The organism is Micromonospora sp. NPDC047465, assembly GCF_040643125.1.
Classification (GTDB): domain Bacteria; phylum Actinomycetota; class Actinomycetes; order Mycobacteriales; family Micromonosporaceae; genus Micromonospora.
The window spans coordinates 1-15,851 of sequence record NZ_JBEYTP010000044.1 but is presented as its reverse complement, the minus strand read 5'-3'; the positions used below and the strand labels follow the sequence as shown (position 1 = coordinate 15,851).

Here is a 15,851-nt window from a genome sequence, read left to right as displayed (position 1 = left end):
TGCGCCGACGGGGGCCGGGTGCGGAGAATGGCGCTTCGAGGTAGGGCAAGATGGCGCCACGGCCCATTTCACAGTGTCGTGCGGGGCCAGGGGGAGGGTGGAGCAGTGGGTGACGTGCTGTGGACGCCGCCGGCGGACGTACGCGAGCGGTCCCGGATCGGGAACTACCTGCGCTGGCTGCGTGAGCACCGGGGCGTGGACTTCGCCGACTACGACGAGCTGTGGCGCTGGTCGGTCACCGACCTGGAGGCGTTCTGGCAGTCGGTCTGGGACCACTTCGAGGTGGTCGCCCACACCCCGCCGACCGCCACGCTGACCGACCGGGGGATGCCCGGCGCCCGCTGGTTCCCCGGCGCCACCCTCAACTACGCCGAGAACGTGCTGCGGATGCCCGGCCGGGCCGACGACGACCCGGTGGTGATCGCGCACGGCCAGACCCGGGCGCCGGTCACCCTCACCGCCGCCGGGCTGCGCGAGCAGGTCCGCCGGGTGGCGGCCGGGCTGCGCCGGCTCGGCGTCACCGCCGGCGACCGGGTGGCCGCCTACGCGCCGAACATCCCCGAGACGTACGTGCTGCTGCTGGCCACCAGCAGCCTGGGCGCGATCTTCTCCTCCTGCGCGCCCGAGTTCGGCACCCGCAGCGTCACCGACCGCTGGCAGCAGATCGAGCCGAAGGTCCTCGTCGCCGTGGACGGCTACCGGTACGGCGAGAAGCCGGTGGACCGGCGCGGCGAGGTGGCCGCGATCCGGGCCGCCCTGCCGTCGCTGGCGCACACCGTCGGCATCGCCTACCTCGACCCGGCCGGCCCGCCGCCCGAGGGCGCGCTCGCCTGGTCCGACCTGGCCGCCGAGACCGACGAGCCGCTGACCTTCACCCCGGTCGCCTTCGACCACCCGCTCTACGTGCTCTACTCCTCCGGCACGACCGGGCTGCCCAAGCCGATCGTGCACGGCCACGGCGGCATCCTGCTGGAGCACCTGAAGATGCTGGCCCTGCACCACGACCTGGGCCCGGCGGACCGGTTCTTCTGGTTCACCACCACCGGCTGGATGATGTGGAACTTCCTGGTCTCCGGGCCGGCGGTGGGCGCGGCGATCGTGCTGTTCGACGGCAACCCGGGCCACCCCGACCTGGGCGCGCTGTGGCGGCTGGCGGAGGAGACCGGCACCACGTACTTCGGCACGTCCGCGCCGTTCCTGCTGGCCTGCCGCAAGGCGGGGCTGGTGCCGAGGGAGATCGCCGACCTGACCGCGCTGCGCGGGGTCGGCTCGACCGGCGCCCCGCTGCCCGCCGAGGGCTTCACCTGGGTGTACGAGACCGTCGGCGACGACCTCCAGCTCCAGTCGCTCTCCGGCGGCACGGACGTCTGCACCGGCTTCGTGGGCGGGGTGCCGCTGCTGGCGGTGCACGCCGGGGAGATCACCTGTCGGGCGCTGGGCGCCAAGGTGGAGGCCCGCTCGGCCGACGGCACCCCGGTGATCGGCCAGCTGGGCGAGCTGGTGATCACCGAGCCGATGCCGAGCATGCCGGTGGGCTTCTGGAACGACCCGGACGGCGCCCGCTACCGGGAGGCGTACTTCGACCTCTACCCGGGCGTCTGGCGGCACGGCGACTGGATCACGATCAACGACCGGGGCGGCTGCGTGATCACGGGCCGCTCCGACGCCACCCTCAACCGGGGCGGCGTGCGGCTGGGCACCGCCGAGTTCTACTCGGTCGTCGAGGGGCTGGACGAGGTCGTCGACTCGGTGGTGGTGCACCTGGAGGACGACGAGGGCGGCGCCGGCGAGCTGCTGCTGTTCGTGGTGCTCGCCGAGGGCCTGGAGCTGGACGACGCGCTGCGGAAGAAGATCTGCCGGGAGCTGCGTACCGCCCTGTCGCCGCGGCACGTCCCGGACGAGATCCACCAGGTCCGCGCCGTGCCGCGCACCCTCTCGGCGAAGAAGCTGGAGGTGCCGGTGAAGAAGATCCTCACGGGCACCCCGGTCGACTCGGCGGCGGCCAAGGGCGCCCTGGCCAACCCGGAGTCCCTGTCGGCGTTCGCCGCGCTCGCCCAGCGCCGCGCCACCCACCCGGAGTCCACCCCCGCCTGACCCGACCGCGTCCACCCTGCCGGGCCCGCGCCCCCGGCAGGGGCGGCGTCAGGCAAGGGTGCGGGTGACCTTCTCCGTGGTCGTGCGGGAGGCGACGCGGGACCGGTCGAGGTTGGCGCAGAGGACCGAGCTGGCGCCGGCCGCCAGCGGGGCGAGCAGCCAGTCGACCGGGTCGGGGTGCGCCCCCGTGTCGACCAGGACGCGGTCGTCGCGGGCGATGCCCAGCTCGCCCGCGCGCCGCCGCGCGCGCTCCACCAGCTCCTCGCCGCCGGCGGCGTACGGGGTGAAGTGGTCCCCGTGCGCGCGCACCTCCGAGACGTAGTCGGCGAAGCCGGGCGGCACCTGCCGCATCGGCAGGGCGAACGGGTCGAGGGCGAGGACGTACCGCTCGCCGGCCGACCAGGCGTCCGCCTCGGCGAGCCGCGCGACGGCGGCGAAGAGCACCTCCACGTCGCCCGGCGTGTCGGCCACCCGCAGCCCGGCCGACCAGCATCCGAGCAGCACCGCCGCGGTCTGCCAGTGCGGCGGGAGCAGCACCCCGGCCGTGTCGCCGGGGCCCACGGCCACCTCGTCCACGAGCAGGTTGGCCGTCTTGGCCACCCAGTTCGCCAGCGTCGCGCCGGAGAGTTCGGTCCGCTCGCCGGTGGCGTCGTCGTACCAGGTCAGCAGCGGTCGGGTCGGGTCGGGCGCGATCGCGTCGGCGAACACCCGGGCAATGTTGTCGGCCATCGGCGCGAACGATACGCCCCCGCCGGCCGTACTCGAAGACAACGACAAGTCGGCGTACCGTCGGGTCGCAGTCAGCGTCCGACCCGGGCTCCGGCGTAGGCTTGCCCCGGAGTGTTGTTCCCCACAGATCGCAGTGCAAGGAGTCGCCCCGTGACCGCCGGTCGCCCGCCCCGCGTGCTCATCGACGCCACGAGTGTCCCCGCCGACCGTGGCGGTGTCGGTCGATACGTCGACGGCCTGCTCGGCGCCCTCGGCAAGGTGTGCGGGTCGGGGGTGGAGCTGGCCGTGGTCAGCCTCCGCACCGACCTGGAGCGCTACACCCGGATGCTGCCCGGCGCGGAGATCATCCCCGCCCCGGCCGCCGTCGCGCACCGCCCCGCCCGGCTCGCCTGGGAGCAGACCGGCCTGCCGCTGCTCGCCCAGCAGGTGGGCGCGCAGGTGCTGCACTCGCCCTTCTACACCTGCCCGCTGCGCGCCGGCTGCCCGGTCACGGTGACCGTGCACGACGCGACGTTCTTCACCGAGCCGGAGCACTACGACAAGTCCCGGCGCACGTTCTTCCGCAGCGCCATCAAGACCTCCCTGCGCCGCGCCGACCGGGTGATCGTGCCGAGCAAGGCCACCCGCGACGAGCTGATCCGGCTGCTCGACGCCGACCCGACCCGGATCGACGTCGCCTACCACGGGGTCGACCACGCCGCCTTCCACGCGCCCAGCGAGGAGGAGAAGGCCCGGGTCCGCGCCCGGCTGGGGCTCGGGGGGAGCAGCTACGTCGCCTTCCTCGGGGCCAAGGAGCCGCGCAAGAACGTGCCCAACCTGATCCGCGGCTGGGCCCGGGCGGTGGCCGACCGGGAGGACCCGCCGGCCCTGGTGGTCGCCGGCGGCCAGGGGCACGACGACGACATCGACCGCGCGGTGGCGGAGGTGCCGTCGCACCTGCGGCTGCTGCGCCCGGGCTACCTGCGCTACGCGGACCTGCCCGGCTTCCTCGGCGGGGCGCTGGTGGCCGCCTACCCGTCCTACGGGGAGGGTTTCGGCCTGCCGATCCTGGAGGCGATGGCGTGCGCCGCGCCGGTGCTCACCACGCCCCGGCTGTCGCTGCCGGAGGTGGGCGGCGACGCGGTGGCGTACACCAGCGAGGCCCCCGACCAGATCGCCGCCGACCTGGCGGCGCTGCTCGACGACGAGCAGCGGCGGTTGTCCCTGGCCAAGGCCGGTTTCGACCGGGCCAAGGAGTTCACCTGGGAGTCCAGCGCCGAGGTGCACATCGCCGCCTGGAGCCGGGCGCGCGCCTGATCCCGGAGCGGCGGGGTGGCAACCCGGCGTCCGGTCGGGCCCGGTTCGGGCATGATGTGCTGATGCTCTACGCCGTCATCCCGGCGGGTGGCAGCGGCACGAGGTTGTGGCCGCTGTCCCGTGCCGGCCACCCCAAGTTCCTCCACCCGCTGACCGGTTCCGCCGTCTCGCTGCTCCAGGCCACGGTCGAGCGGCTGGGCCCGCTGACCACCGCCGAGCGCACCCTGGTGGTCACCGGGACCGCGCACGTCGCGGCGGTGGCGCGCCAGCTGACCGGGCTGCCGGAGGAGAACATCCTGGTCGAGCCGTCGCCCCGGGACTCCTGCGCGGCGATCGCCCTGGCCGCCGCTGTCATCGCGCGGCGCGACCCAGAGGCGGTGATGGGCTCCTTCGCGGCCGACCACCTGATCGGCGACCCGGAGCGGTGGCGGGAGGTCGTCCGGGAGGCGGTACGCGGCGCCGAGCAGGGCCTGCTGATGACGGTGGGCATCACCCCGACGCGGGCTGAGACCGGCTACGGCTACCTCCAGACCGGCGACCCGGTCGACGGCGGCCCGCTGCGCCCGGTCGCCGAGTTCAAGGAGAAGCCGAGCGCCGAGGTGGCGGAGGCGTACCTGCGCTCCGGGCGGCACCTCTGGAACGCCAGCATGTTCGTCTGGCGGGTCGACGTGTTCCTCGCCGAGCTGGCCCGCCAGCAGCCCGCCCTGCACGCCGGGATCGTCGCGATCGCCGAGGCGTGGGGCACCGAGGGGCAGGACGACGTGCTCGGCACGGTCTGGCCGACGCTGCCGAAGATCTCCGTCGACTACGCGGTGATGGAGGGCGCGGCGACCGCCGGGCGGGTGGCCACGGTGCCGGGCGACTTCGGCTGGAACGACGTCGGCGACTTCCACACGCTGGGCGAGGTGCTGCCGGCCGACCCGGACGGCAACGTGGTGCTCGGCGGCGACGCCAAGCCGGGGGTGCTGCTGCGGGACAGCTCCGGGCTGGTGGTGGTGCCGCACTCCGGGCGGCTGGTGGCCACCGTCGGAGTGCACGACCTGATCGTCGTCGACACCCCGGACGCGCTGCTGGTCTGCCCGCGCGACCGGGCGCAGGACGTCAAGAAGATCGTCGACGAGCTCAAGGAGCGGGGCGAAGAGGGGCTCGTCTGAGTGTCGCCAGGGCCGGGGCGACCAGCTTCGCCGTCCCGCCGGCCAGCGGCTCCGGCAGGTGGTCCGGCGGGAACCAGGCCAGCGCCTCGGACTCGTCGCTGACCCGTTCCGTCGCGGCGGGCGGGGCGAGGACGGCGAACCGGACGTCGTAGTGCAGGGAGCCGCCCTGGCAGTTCACCGGGTGGATGTCCACGTCGATCGGGACCGGGTCGATCCGCAGGCCCGCGATCCCGGACTCCTCGCCGGCCTCGCGCAGGGCGGCGCCGGCGAGGGTCCGGTCGGCCGGCTCGCAGTGCCCGCCGAGCTGCACCCACTTCCGGAACTTGCCGTGCAGGCAGAGCAGCACCCGCGAGCCGGTGGCGTCGAGCACCAGCGCGCTCGCCGTGACGTGCCCGGCCCGGCGCGCCCGGCTCATCGCCACCGGCCCGGCGGCCAGCAGCCGCACGGTGCGGTCCCGGGCCTCGGCGGCGGCCGGGCCGGTCGGCTCCCAGCACTCCAGCGTGGCGACGGCGTCGGCGTGCAGCGCCGCGTACGCCTCGGCGTCCGTCGGCGGCGACGTCCGGGGGTCGGCGGCGGCGGTGGGGGATTCGGGCATGGCGACACTGTACGAGCCGGCGCTTCGTACCCTGGCCGGGTGACCCTGCGACTGCTGGAGTTCGTCGTCGCCGGCAACGAGGCCAGCGACCTGCTGCCGGTGCGCTCCGTGGCGTTGCTGCGCGCGCACGGCGCCCGGCGCGGCTTCTGGACGGTGCTCGACGAGGGGCCGGTGGAGCGCTGCCTGGCCCTGCTGCTGGAGCGCGACGACGGCGAGTGGGTCGCCCGGCACGTGACCGCCGACGCCGGGGCCGAGAACGGTCGGACGGAGGACGGCGAGGCCCTGGCCCACCACGACGGCTGGGTCTACGTCTTCGGCTCGCACTTCGGCTCGAAGGGTGGCCCGCTGCGCCCGCGACGCGCCTTCGTGGCCCGGTTCCGGGAGGATGACGCGGCGGGCGGCACGCTGCCGGTGCAGGTGGTGCGCAACCGGTTCCGGCTGCACCGGGCGGTCAACGACGCGCTGCTCAAGGCGCCGTTCACCCCGCTGCCGCCGGGCGCGCGGGTGCGGGCCCGGTTCATCGGGGAGACCGTCGCGCGCGGCACCGCCCGGTCGAAGGGCTGGGTCAGCCGACTCGTCCCCGACGACCTGCCGCTGAACGTCGAGGCTGCCGCCTTCACGCCGGCCGGCAGCGTCCTGATCGGACTCCGCTTCCCGGTCACGGCCGACGGCGAGCCGATCCTGGTCGAGCTGACCGGCGTGCCGGGCATGTTCGACCCCGTGCCGGCCTGGCCGGAGGCCGTGGGCGCGTACGTGTTGACCGGGGTGACCCCGCCCGGCGCGCTCGCCGGCTTCCGGGCGATCGCCCCCACCGGCGACGGCTACGCGGCGGTCGTCGGGTCCATCGACGCGCTCGGCAAGGGCTCGGTGCTGCTCGACGACCACCCGACCGGCGGCGACGTCACCTCCCGGCACGTCCGGTTCCCGCCGCCCGGCGACGGGCATCTGGTCCCCGGCGAGCTGGTGGCCGACCTGGCGCCGTTCCACCACGTGGAGGGGCTGGCCGAGCTGGACGGGCGCAGCTTCTACGTCACCGACGAGGACCACCGCGTGGCGCTCTGGGTGGGGTGAACGGGCGGGCGCCGGCCGACGCCGGGGGAGCCACGGCGGGCGGGTGGCCGGACGGCACCTCTGCGGAGCAGACCCCGCAGACCCTCGTGGTGCCGCCCGGCCCCCGGTCCTCCCCGTCCCCCAGGGCGCCCCGGTCCGCGAGCGCGTCGCCGACGCGCCCGTCCCCGTGCGGGCAGTGGAAGCATGCCCAACCGCCACCATGGACGTCGAGGTTTTTCAGCTCAGGCTTAAAGACGGAGATAAGTGCCGCCCGGGTAGGCTGCAACGGTCACCCGGCATCCCCCCGGCCGGGCGACACGGGAGCACTCCATGCTGAAGATCTATTTCTCCGCCGAGGACATCCTCCGGACCCGGGTGGCTCCGGCTGCGGACCCGGTGTGGGAACTGGTCCTCAGTCTGCACCTGCTGCCGGGTCGCGGCCGGGACCCGCTGCTGGCGGGCTGGCGGCGCAGCGTGACCCGGGCACTGCGCCAGGGCATCGGGTCCCCCGGCCTGAGGCTCCTCCTGTCGCTCAATCCGCCCCGCGGCTACTTCCCCGACTTCCTCACCCCCTACCAGAGCGTGTCCGGGTTCGAGGCCGGCATGGAGGCGGTCCGGAGCACTCCCGTGTCGCTGCTGCAACGCGACCTGTCGCTGCTCGCCACCGGCCACACCCTGCCGGCCGGCGCCGCCGCGGTGGCCCGGGGCGAGCCGGGCACGCTGCGCGACCTGACCGGCGCGATGGCGCAGTACCGCGACCTGGCGATCGACCCGTACTGGGCCCGGATCCAGGCGGCCGTGGAGGCCGACCGCTCCCGGCGGGCCCGGGCGCTGCTCGACGGCGGGGTGGAGGGGCTGCTGGCCAGCCTGCGGCCGGCCATGCACTGGGAGTCCGGGGTGCTCCAGGTCCGCGGCTACCCGCACAGTCGCGAGCTGCACCTGGACGGGCGCGGCCTGCTGCTGGTGCCCTCGTTCTTCTGCGCGCCCACCCCGGTGGCCCTGCTCGACCCGGCGCTGCCCCCGGTCCTGGTCTACCCGGTGGACCGGCTGGGCGGGCTGCTGCCGGCACCCGCCGAGGGCGCCGGCCCGGGCACGCCGGACACCGGACGGGAGGCGCTGGCCGCGCTGCTCGGCCGCACCCGGGCCGCCGTGCTGGCGGTCAGCGACGACGGCTGCACCACCGGGGAGGTGGCCCGCCGGCTGAACATCTCACCGGCCGCCGCCAGCCAGCACACCACCGTGTTGCGCAACGCCGGCCTGCTGGTCAGCCACCGCGACCGCAACACCGTTCTGCACACGCTCACCCCGCTGGGGCGGGCGATGCTCAACTCCTGAGCGCCGAGCCCGCTCCCGCGCCATCCACCTCGCACCCGCCGCGGAGGCGGGGCGGGGAACCGGGGGCGGGAGGCCCGTCAGAGGGCCAGGCAGGCGGCGGCGGGGGCGCCGGCGGGCGGGGGGAGCGGGAGCGAGGCGACGCCCTCCGCCGCCAGGGCGGCGCGTAGGCGGTGCAGGTCGGCGCCGAAGCGGACCAGCTCGGCCGGGCCGGCCGGGGCGGCCGGGGAGCCGAGCACCAGCGCCGTCGCCTCCGCCGGCCAGCCGGGCACGGCGGTGACCATCCCGGCGCGTACGGCCTCGTCGGTGACCAGGGTGAACTCCGTGCCGGGCGCGACCACGCCGGCGACCGCGGCGATCGCCCGCCGCACCGCGTCCCGGTCGGGCGGGGTCGGATTGGGGGCGTCCGGCAGGGTGGCGGCGGCGGCCAGCCCGGCCGCCTTCGCCTCGGCGGTGCCCAGCGAGAAGAGGTCCATCGCGGCGTCCCGGACCAGCGTCGCCGCGCCGGCGCCGTCGTCCGGCCGGGGCGCGGTGAGGTAGCCGCGCACCACGGCGACCGGCACCTGGTCGCACTTGCCCTTGATCAGCTCGCCCGCGCCGGCCAGCTCGTCCACGACCGCCATCTGGGTGAGCTGGAGTTCGTTGCCGTACGGGTCGACCTCGCCCCGGTGGTCGCGGATCGCGTCCATGCCGGCGACGCCGAGCGCCACGTCGGTGAGCCCGTTGCGCCAGGGCCGGCCCATCGTGTCGGTGATGATCACCGCGACGTCGACGTGGTAGCGGTCGCGCAGGGCGGCGCGCAGCGCCCGGGCCGAGGCGTCCGGGTCCGCCGGGAGCAGCACCAGTCGGGTCTTGTCGACGTTCGAGGCGTCGATCCCGGCCGAGGCCATCACGAAGCCGTGGTGGGTCTGCACGATCCGGGTCGCGCCCCGGGTCGCCACCACCCGCGCCGTCTCGGCGGCCAGCACCTCGTCCCGCGCGGCGAGCCGCTCCGGCCCGTCCGCCGGGACGTCCACCAGCCGCCCCTCCGACTTCGAGACGATCTTGCTGGTCACCACCAGCACGTCGCCGTCGCGCAGCCACGGCGCGGCGTTCGCGATCAGGGCGGCCAGGTCGTCGCCCTCGGACACGTGACCGATGCCCGGCACCGGCAGGATCTCCAGCCTCATGCCAGCTCCAGCGCGGCGCGGACCATGGCCGCCGTCGCCGTCTCGTCGGTCATCAGCAGCGGCACCGCGCGTACCGTCACCTCCGGCACCACGACGCCGGCGTCCTCCTCGGCGACCAGCCAGCCGTCGAGCAGCCCGCCGGCCGCCCGGCCGCCGTAGAGGCGGCCCACCCCGGCCGCGCTGCACTCGACCCCGAGCACCTCGAGGCAGCGGTCCGCCATGCCGCGCACCGGCGCGCCGCCGATGATCGGCGAGACGCCGACCACCGGGGCGGGGCCGTCGGCGACCGCCTCGCGCAGCCCGGGCACGGCCAGGATCGGGGCGATGCTCACCACGGGGTTGCTCGGCGCGATCAGCACCACGTCGGCCCCGGCGATCGCCTCCACGACGCCGGGCGCCGGCTTCGCCGTCTCCGCGCCGACGAAGACGAACCGGTGGGTGGGGACGTTCCCGCGGTGGCGCACCCACCACTCCTGGAAGTGGATCGCCCGCTGGCCGCCGTCGGGCCCGTCCGCGCCGGATTCCCCCGCGACCGCCGGCCCGCTCACCACCACGTGCGTCTCCAGGCGGTCGTCGGTCGCCGGCAGCAGACGTACGCCGGGCTGCCAGCGGGTGGCGAGCGCCTCGGTGACCGCGTGGAGCGGGTAGCCGGCGTTGAGCATGGTCGTGCGCACCAGGTGGGTGGCGACGTCCCGGTCGCCGAGCCCGAACCAGGTCGGCTCGGCGCCGTACGCGGCCAGTTCCTGCTTGACCGTCCAGCTCTCGTCGACGCGGCCCCAGCCCCGCTCGGGGTCGGCGCCGCCGCCCAGCGTGTACATGACGCTGTCCAGGTCGGGGCACACCTTGAGCCCGTGCAGGAACAGGTCGTCACCGACGTTGACCACGGCGGTCACCTCGGCGCCGACCTCGCGGGCGTACGCCCGGACGCCGAGCAGGAAGCGGGCGCCCCCGATGCCGCCCGTCAGAACCACGATGCGCATGTCGAACATCCTCGCGCACGAGCCGCCTCGGATCCGCCGCTGGCCCGGGAGACTAGGCTCACGTCGGCAACTGTCCGCTTTCGCCCCGAGGGGGATCCCGTGACCAGCCCCGCCGAGCCCGCGTCCACCGACGCGACGCAGGCCAGCCAACTGACCAAGCCGCTGCGTGAACTCGCCGCGCTCGTGCTCCTCGGTGCGAACGCCGTGTTCCTCTTCGTCGGCCTGATCCGGTTGCTGACGCCGGCCGAGTACGTACCCTTCGCGAGCCGGGCGGGCAACGGCTTCCCCGCCTTCGTCGGCATCGACACGGTGGCCCTGCCGCTGCTGGCCGTGCTGCTCGCCACGCACGTGCGCCCCCCGGCGCCGAAGGCGAAACTGATCACCCAGGTCGCCCTCGGTGAGTACGCGTTCAGCGCGCTGTTCGGCGTGCTGACCTTCCTGGTCTGGACGCTCGAACTGCTGTCCCAGGGCGAGGTCCTCGACGCGTTCCTCGGCCTGCTCTCCCGGGTGGCCTGGCTGGGGCTCCTCGCGTTCGCCGCGTTCGTCGTCTTCAAGATCTGGCGCACCCTGTACTACGTCCCGAAGCCGAAGGCCCAGCCCGGCGTGTACGGCCAGCCGCAGCCCGGTTGGCCGCAGCAGCAGGGCGGCTACCCGGCCCCGGGTCAGCCGGGCCAGCCGGTCCCCGGTCAGCCGGGTCAGCCTGGCCAGCAGATCCCCGGTCAGCCGGGCGCCTGGCCGGCCCCCGGCCCGTACGGCGCCCCGTACGGGCAGCAGCCGGCGCCGTTCGGCGGCCCGCAGGCGACCCCGCCGTTCAACCCGGCGCCGCAGCCGGGCCCGCCGGCCGCCACCGCGCCGCAGTCGGCGCCCCCGTTCGGGCCGTCGCCGACCGCCCCGCCGTTCGGGCCGCCGCCCTCGGCCGAACCGACCCAGGCGATCCCGCGCCAGTCCGTCGAGCCCACCCAGGCGATCCCGCGCCCCACGGACGGGGAGCCGGACCACACCCAGCGGATCAACCCGGGCGACACCCCCGACGCCCCGCGCTGACCGGGCGGCACCACCGCATCCGAGCGCCCCGCACGACCGCGTGCGGGGCGCTCGCGTTTCCCCGGACGCCCCCCTGCGTCCGGTGCCTTGCGTCCGGTGCCCGGCACCCGGCACCTTGCGTCCGGCACCCGACGCCCGGTGCCCGGCCGGGTGCCCGGCATCCGGCCCCGGCCCGGCGGCGGGACGAGGGGTGCGTGCCCATGTTCACGGTGTGGGCCGGGCGGGCGGGATGCGGCCGGCGAGCGCTTAGGCTGGGCGGATGGTTGATCGCACCGAGCCCGGCCCGAGTGACGCGAGCGTGCGGCGGGCGCTGCGCCGGGCGGCGACCGGGCGGGCGCTCGACGCCGACGAGGCCACCGCGCTGCTGAGCGCCCGGGGCGACGCGCTGGACGAGCTGCTCGACGTCGCCGGCGCGGTCCGCGACGCCGGGCTGCGCGAGGCCGGGCGGCCGGGCGTGGTGACGTACTCGAAGAAGGTCTTCATCCCCCTCACCCGGCTGTGCCGGGACCGCTGCCACTACTGCACGTTCGCCACCGTGCCGCACCGGCTGCCGGCGGCGTTCCTCGACCGCGACGAGGTCCTCGCCATCGCGCGGGCGGGCGCGGCCCAGGGCTGCAAGGAGGCCCTGTTCACGCTCGGCGACCGGCCGGAGGAGCGCTGGCCGGCGGCCCGGCAGTGGCTGGACGAGCGCGGCTACGACTCCACCCTGGACTACCTGCGCGCCTGCGCGGTGGCGGTGCTGGAGGAGACCGGGCTGCTGCCCCACCTGAACCCGGGCGTGCTGTCCTGGTCGGAGTTGCAGCGGCTGAAGCCCGTCGCGCCCAGCATGGGGATGATGTTGGAGACCACGGCGACGCGGCTCTGGTCGGAGCCGGGTGGCCCGCACTTTGGCTCGCCGGACAAGGAGCCGGCGGTCCGGCTCCGGGTGCTCGACGACGCGGGCCGGGTCGGGGTGCCGTTCACCACCGGCATCCTGATCGGCATCGGCGAGACCCCCGCCGAGCGGGTCGACGCGATCTTCGCCATCCGGCGCGCCCACCGGGAGTACGGCCACCTCCAGGAGGTGATCGTGCAGAACTTCCGCGCCAAGCCGGACACGGCGATGCGCGGGATGCCCGACGCGGAGCTGCACGACCTGGCCGCCACGGTGGCGGTGGCCCGGGTGCTGCTCGGGCCGAAGGCCCGCATCCAGGCCCCGCCGAACCTCATCGAGGGCGAGTACGACCTGCTGCTGCGGGCCGGCATCGACGACTGGGGCGGCGTCTCCCCGCTGACCCCGGACCACGTCAACCCCGAGCGCCCCTGGCCCCACGTGGACGAGCTGGCCCGGCAGACGGAGAAGTCCGGGTTCACGCTGCGCGAGCGGCTGACGATCTACCCCGAGTACGTGCGGGCCGGCGACCCGTGGCTCGACCCGCGCCTGCTGCCGCACGTCGGCGCGCTGGCCGACCCGGCGACCGGGCTGGCCGTGGAGGAGGCGCGGCCGGTGGGCCGGCCCTGGCAGGAGCCCGACGAGACGTACGGCGGCCGGACCGACCTGCACGCCACCATCGACACCACCGGGCGCACCGGCGACCGGCGCGGCGACTTCGACCACGTCTACGGCGACTGGTCGGAGGTGGCCGGCAAGGTCACCGCCGGGGGCGGGGGCGGGACCGACCGCGACCTGCGGGCCGGGCTGCGGCTGGCCGCCGACGACCCGGCGGCGCTGCTCGACCCGCGGCACGCCGACGCGGCGCTGGCGCTGTTCGCCGCCGACGGGCCGGCGCTCGACGAGCTGTGCCGGCTCGCCGACGACGTCCGCCGGGCGGCGGTCGGCGACGACGTGACGTACGTGGTCAACCGCAACATCAACTTCAGCAACGTCTGCTACGTGGGCTGCCGGTTCTGCGCCTTCGCCCAGCGGGAGCGGGACGCCGACGCGTACCGGCTCTCGGTGGAGCAGGTCGCCGACCGGGCCGAGGAGGCGTGGGCGGCCGGCGCCAGCGAGGTCTGCCTCCAGGGCGGCATCGACCCGAAGCTGCCGGTGACCGTCTACGCCGACCTGATCCGGGCGATCAAGGCGCGGGTGCCGGGGATGCACGTGCACGCGTTCTCGCCGATGGAGATCGTCACCGCCGCCGCCAAGGCCGGCGTGTCCGTGCGGGAGTGGCTGACCGGGCTGCGCGACGCCGGGCTGGACACCATCCCGGGCACCGCCGCCGAGATCCTCGACGACGACGTGCGCTGGGTGCTCACGAAGGGCAAGCTGCCGGCCGCCGCCTGGGTCGAGGTGGTCGGCACGGCCCACGAGCTGGGCATCCGGTCCAGCTCCACGATGATGTACGGCCACGTGGACCACCCCGCGCAGTGGCTCGCGCACTTCCGGGTGCTGGCCGGGTTGCAGGACCGCACGGGCGGCTTCACCGAGTTCGTGGCGCTGCCGTTCGTGCACACCAACGCGCCGATCTACCTGGCCGGCATCGCCCGCCCCGGGCCGACCTGGCGGGAGAACCGGGTGGTGCACGCGATGGCCCGGCTGCTGCTGCACGGCCGGATCGACAACATCCAGTGCTCCTGGGTGAAGCTCGGCGACGAGGGCACGGCGGCGATGCTGCGGGGCGGCTGCAACGACCTCGGCGGCACGCTGATGGAGGAGACGATCTCCCGGATGGCCGGTTCCGGCAACGGTTCGGCGCGTACCGAGGAGCAGTTGATCGCCATCGCGGCGGCCGCCGGACGCCCGGCCCGCAAGCGCACGACCGCGTACGGCCACCCCCGGCCGTAGGGCCTTTCCCTGTTGCCGGCCGGGCGCGGGTCCCCGGGGGCGCCCGGCCGAGCCTCGCTCCATTTCGTACGGTTGGCTTCTTCGAGTTCGGCGACGACGTGCGATACGAGATCCATATCGACAACGACGGTGACGGGCGGGCCGACGTCACCTACCGGTTCGAATTCACCACCGGGATCACGAATCCGAACGGCTTTCTCTGCCGTCGGGGCTGAGCGCCGCCGACGTGACGGCGCCGTTCCTCCCCGACGTGGGTACGGGTCCACCAACCCGCCGGCGTCGTCCTCGATCTCGGCGGCGACATCGGCGCCCTGATCATCCACCCCCGGGACGGAACCTCGCACGGCCGGGAGATCGACGTCAGCCGGGACGACGAGCCGCGTACGCACTCGGCGGTCCGGGAGCGGCGGGTGCGGGACGGGGCGTGCCATCCGCCCGGAGCTGCCCGCCGGCGTCCATACCGTCTGGTGGGACGATCGGCCGCCGGCCGGCCGGTTCGGTGTCACCGCCGGCGTGATCGCCGAGTTCACGTGGCCGACCAGCGTTCCTCCGGTCTCCTGCTGAGCCGGCCGGCGCCGCCCGCAGCAGCGCTCCGTCCACATTGTGGGCGGGATGCCGGCGGTCGTTTCCGGCTCGACGGGCGGTCGACGCGAACTCGGGTTAACCTTGTCCCCCACCAAGATCAACGATGCGGTGGGTGGTCTTTCGGGGGTCTCCATCGGCCTGTCCGGTCGGGCCGGCGGGGAAGCGCCACGGGAGAAAACTCGGGCAACTCGCCGGAGAGGGCGTTACTCGGCCGGGGTCTGAATCGATAGGGCAGGTTGCGAGGCCGGGCGGCCGGGTGGTCGTCCGGAGTGTTGTCGGGAGGGCGACTCCATTATCAAGTTCGGCTTGACGGCGCACGCATTACACGCGTGTAATTTGAATGGGGTTGTTCGCACGGTACGCAACAAATCGGGACCGGACGGACACGCGCGCCTTTCGCGTGGGGGGTTGCAGCGGCGATGACGCCGGTGCGCGACAAGGAGGCATTTGATGGACGGCCAGCTTGAGGTGGCCGACCTGCTCGGAAACGCGCCGGAGTGGCAGGAGCGGGCGCTCTGCTCGCAGACCGATCCGGAGGCGTTCTTCCCCGAGAAGGGCGGCTCGACCCGCGAGGCGAAGCGGATCTGCTCGCGTTGCGAGGTCAAGACGGAATGCCTCGAATACGCTCTCGGGCACGACGAGCGGTTCGGGATCTGGGGTGGGCTCTCGGAACGGGAGCGGCGCAAGCTCAAGCGGCGGGCCGCCTGAGCGTTGCCGGGCCGGGGCGGTGGGGGCCGCCCGGCTCAGGCGCAGTCGCACCGGTCGCCGTTCGCGGCGGCATCCGGCGGGGCGGCTCAGGCCAACTCGTCCGGATCGACCCCGAGCAGGTTGGCCACCTGCTCGATGATCACGTCGTGCACGAGATCCGCGAGATCCTCGCGGTCCATGGCGCGGAACTCCAGCGGCCGGCGGTAGAGCACGATCCGCGGGGGCACCTCCTGCCGGCCCGGCCGGCCGGGCAGCAGTCGGGCGAGCGGCACCTCGCCGTCCTCCAGCACGTCGGAGTCGTAGACGTTCAGGTCCGGCGGGACGTCCTCCACCGCGAACTCGACCCCG

General features: G+C 74.9%; 13 protein-coding genes and 1 pseudogene. 9 read left to right on the top strand and 5 right to left on the bottom strand.

Translation table 11 applies throughout. The features are described 5' to 3' along the window. Nucleotides 1–105 precede the first annotated feature (105 nt). Complete coding sequence (locus tag ABZ793_RS28695) at nucleotides 106–2,094, top strand: acetoacetate--CoA ligase (RefSeq protein WP_357462473.1); 1,989 nt, start codon at nucleotides 106–108, stop codon at nucleotides 2,092–2,094. 48 nt (nucleotides 2,095–2,142) lie between these two features. Here ABZ793_RS28695 and ABZ793_RS28690 read toward each other — a convergent pair whose 3' ends face one another. Beyond that, on the bottom strand, nucleotides 2,143–2,823 hold the full coding sequence (locus ABZ793_RS28690; RefSeq protein WP_357462470.1) for a TIGR03089 family protein: 681 nt from the start codon (nucleotides 2,821–2,823) through the stop codon (nucleotides 2,143–2,145). A 150-nt stretch (nucleotides 2,824–2,973) separates the two neighbouring features. Between ABZ793_RS28690 and ABZ793_RS28685 the strand changes: the two genes are divergently transcribed. Further along, nucleotides 2,974–4,119, top strand: a complete 1,146-nt coding sequence (locus ABZ793_RS28685; RefSeq protein ID WP_357462467.1) for a glycosyltransferase family 1 protein — start codon at nucleotides 2,974–2,976, stop codon at nucleotides 4,117–4,119. Nucleotides 4,120–4,181: 62 nt separating this feature from the next. Beyond that, nucleotides 4,182–5,273 carry a sugar phosphate nucleotidyltransferase gene (locus ABZ793_RS28680; RefSeq protein WP_357462465.1) on the top strand — a complete coding sequence of 364 codons (1,092 nt, stop codon included), beginning with the start codon at nucleotides 4,182–4,184 and terminating at the stop codon, nucleotides 5,271–5,273. On the opposite strand, the gene ABZ793_RS28675 is transcribed toward ABZ793_RS28680, so the two are convergent. After that, nucleotides 5,242–5,868 (bottom strand): NUDIX domain-containing protein, encoded by a 627-nt coding sequence (locus ABZ793_RS28675; RefSeq protein WP_357462462.1) that lies wholly within the window; start codon nucleotides 5,866–5,868, stop codon nucleotides 5,242–5,244. The two genes, ABZ793_RS28680 and ABZ793_RS28675, sit on opposite strands and share 32 nt — an antisense overlap. Nucleotides 5,869–5,907: 39 nt before the next feature. On the opposite strand from ABZ793_RS28675, the gene ABZ793_RS28670 reads away from it, so the two are divergent. Both ABZ793_RS28670 and ABZ793_RS28665 read left to right on the top strand, forming a co-directional pair. Then, on the top strand, nucleotides 5,908–6,939 hold the full coding sequence (locus ABZ793_RS28670) for a hypothetical protein (RefSeq protein ID WP_357462459.1): 1,032 nt from the start codon (nucleotides 5,908–5,910) through the stop codon (nucleotides 6,937–6,939). Nucleotides 6,940–7,248: 309 nt separating this feature from the next. Further along, nucleotides 7,249–8,253 carry a helix-turn-helix domain-containing protein gene (locus ABZ793_RS28665; protein WP_357462456.1) on the top strand — a complete coding sequence of 335 codons (1,005 nt, stop codon included), beginning with the start codon at nucleotides 7,249–7,251 and terminating at the stop codon, nucleotides 8,251–8,253. 77 nt (nucleotides 8,254–8,330) lie between these two features. On the opposite strand, the gene ABZ793_RS28660 is transcribed toward ABZ793_RS28665, so the two are convergent. Together ABZ793_RS28660 and cofD are read right to left on the bottom strand one after the other, a co-directional pair. Next, nucleotides 8,331–9,419, bottom strand: coding sequence for a coenzyme F420-0:L-glutamate ligase (locus ABZ793_RS28660; RefSeq protein ID WP_357462453.1), 1,089 nt, complete (start codon nucleotides 9,417–9,419; stop codon nucleotides 8,331–8,333). Continuing rightward, the gene (gene cofD / locus ABZ793_RS28655; RefSeq protein ID WP_357462450.1) at nucleotides 9,416–10,399 is read right to left on the bottom strand and encodes a 2-phospho-L-lactate transferase; all 984 of its coding nucleotides are present in this window, start codon (nucleotides 10,397–10,399) and stop codon (nucleotides 9,416–9,418) included. Before cofD ends, ABZ793_RS28660 begins: the two co-directional genes overlap by 4 nt. Before the next feature lie 99 nt (nucleotides 10,400–10,498). Here cofD and ABZ793_RS28650 point away from each other — a divergent pair, with 99 nt between their 5' ends. The 4 genes and pseudogenes from ABZ793_RS28650 (at nucleotide 10,499) to ABZ793_RS28635 (ending at nucleotide 15,503) form a co-directional block, all read left to right on the top strand. Then, nucleotides 10,499–11,443 carry a hypothetical protein gene (locus ABZ793_RS28650; protein ID WP_357462447.1) on the top strand — a complete coding sequence of 315 codons (945 nt, stop codon included), beginning with the start codon at nucleotides 10,499–10,501 and terminating at the stop codon, nucleotides 11,441–11,443. A 259-nt stretch (nucleotides 11,444–11,702) separates the two neighbouring features. Continuing rightward, a complete protein-coding gene (locus ABZ793_RS28645; protein ID WP_357462444.1) occupies nucleotides 11,703–14,210 on the top strand; it encodes a bifunctional FO biosynthesis protein CofGH in 2,508 nt (835 codons plus the stop codon). Between the two features lie 77 nt (nucleotides 14,211–14,287). Next, nucleotides 14,288–14,410 (top strand): annotated as a pseudogene (locus tag ABZ793_RS28640) (DUF4331 family protein); the annotation flags it as partial. A gap of 835 nt (nucleotides 14,411–15,245) precedes the next feature. Beyond that, nucleotides 15,246–15,503: a WhiB family transcriptional regulator gene (locus ABZ793_RS28635; RefSeq protein WP_007455784.1), complete on the top strand. Its 258-nt coding sequence runs from the start codon at nucleotides 15,246–15,248 to the stop codon at nucleotides 15,501–15,503. A gap of 86 nt (nucleotides 15,504–15,589) precedes the next feature. Here ABZ793_RS28635 and ABZ793_RS28630 read toward each other — a convergent pair. Next, a partial coding sequence (locus tag ABZ793_RS28630; RefSeq protein ID WP_357462441.1) for a metallopeptidase family protein occupies nucleotides 15,590–15,851 on the bottom strand: 262 nt, incomplete at its 5' end.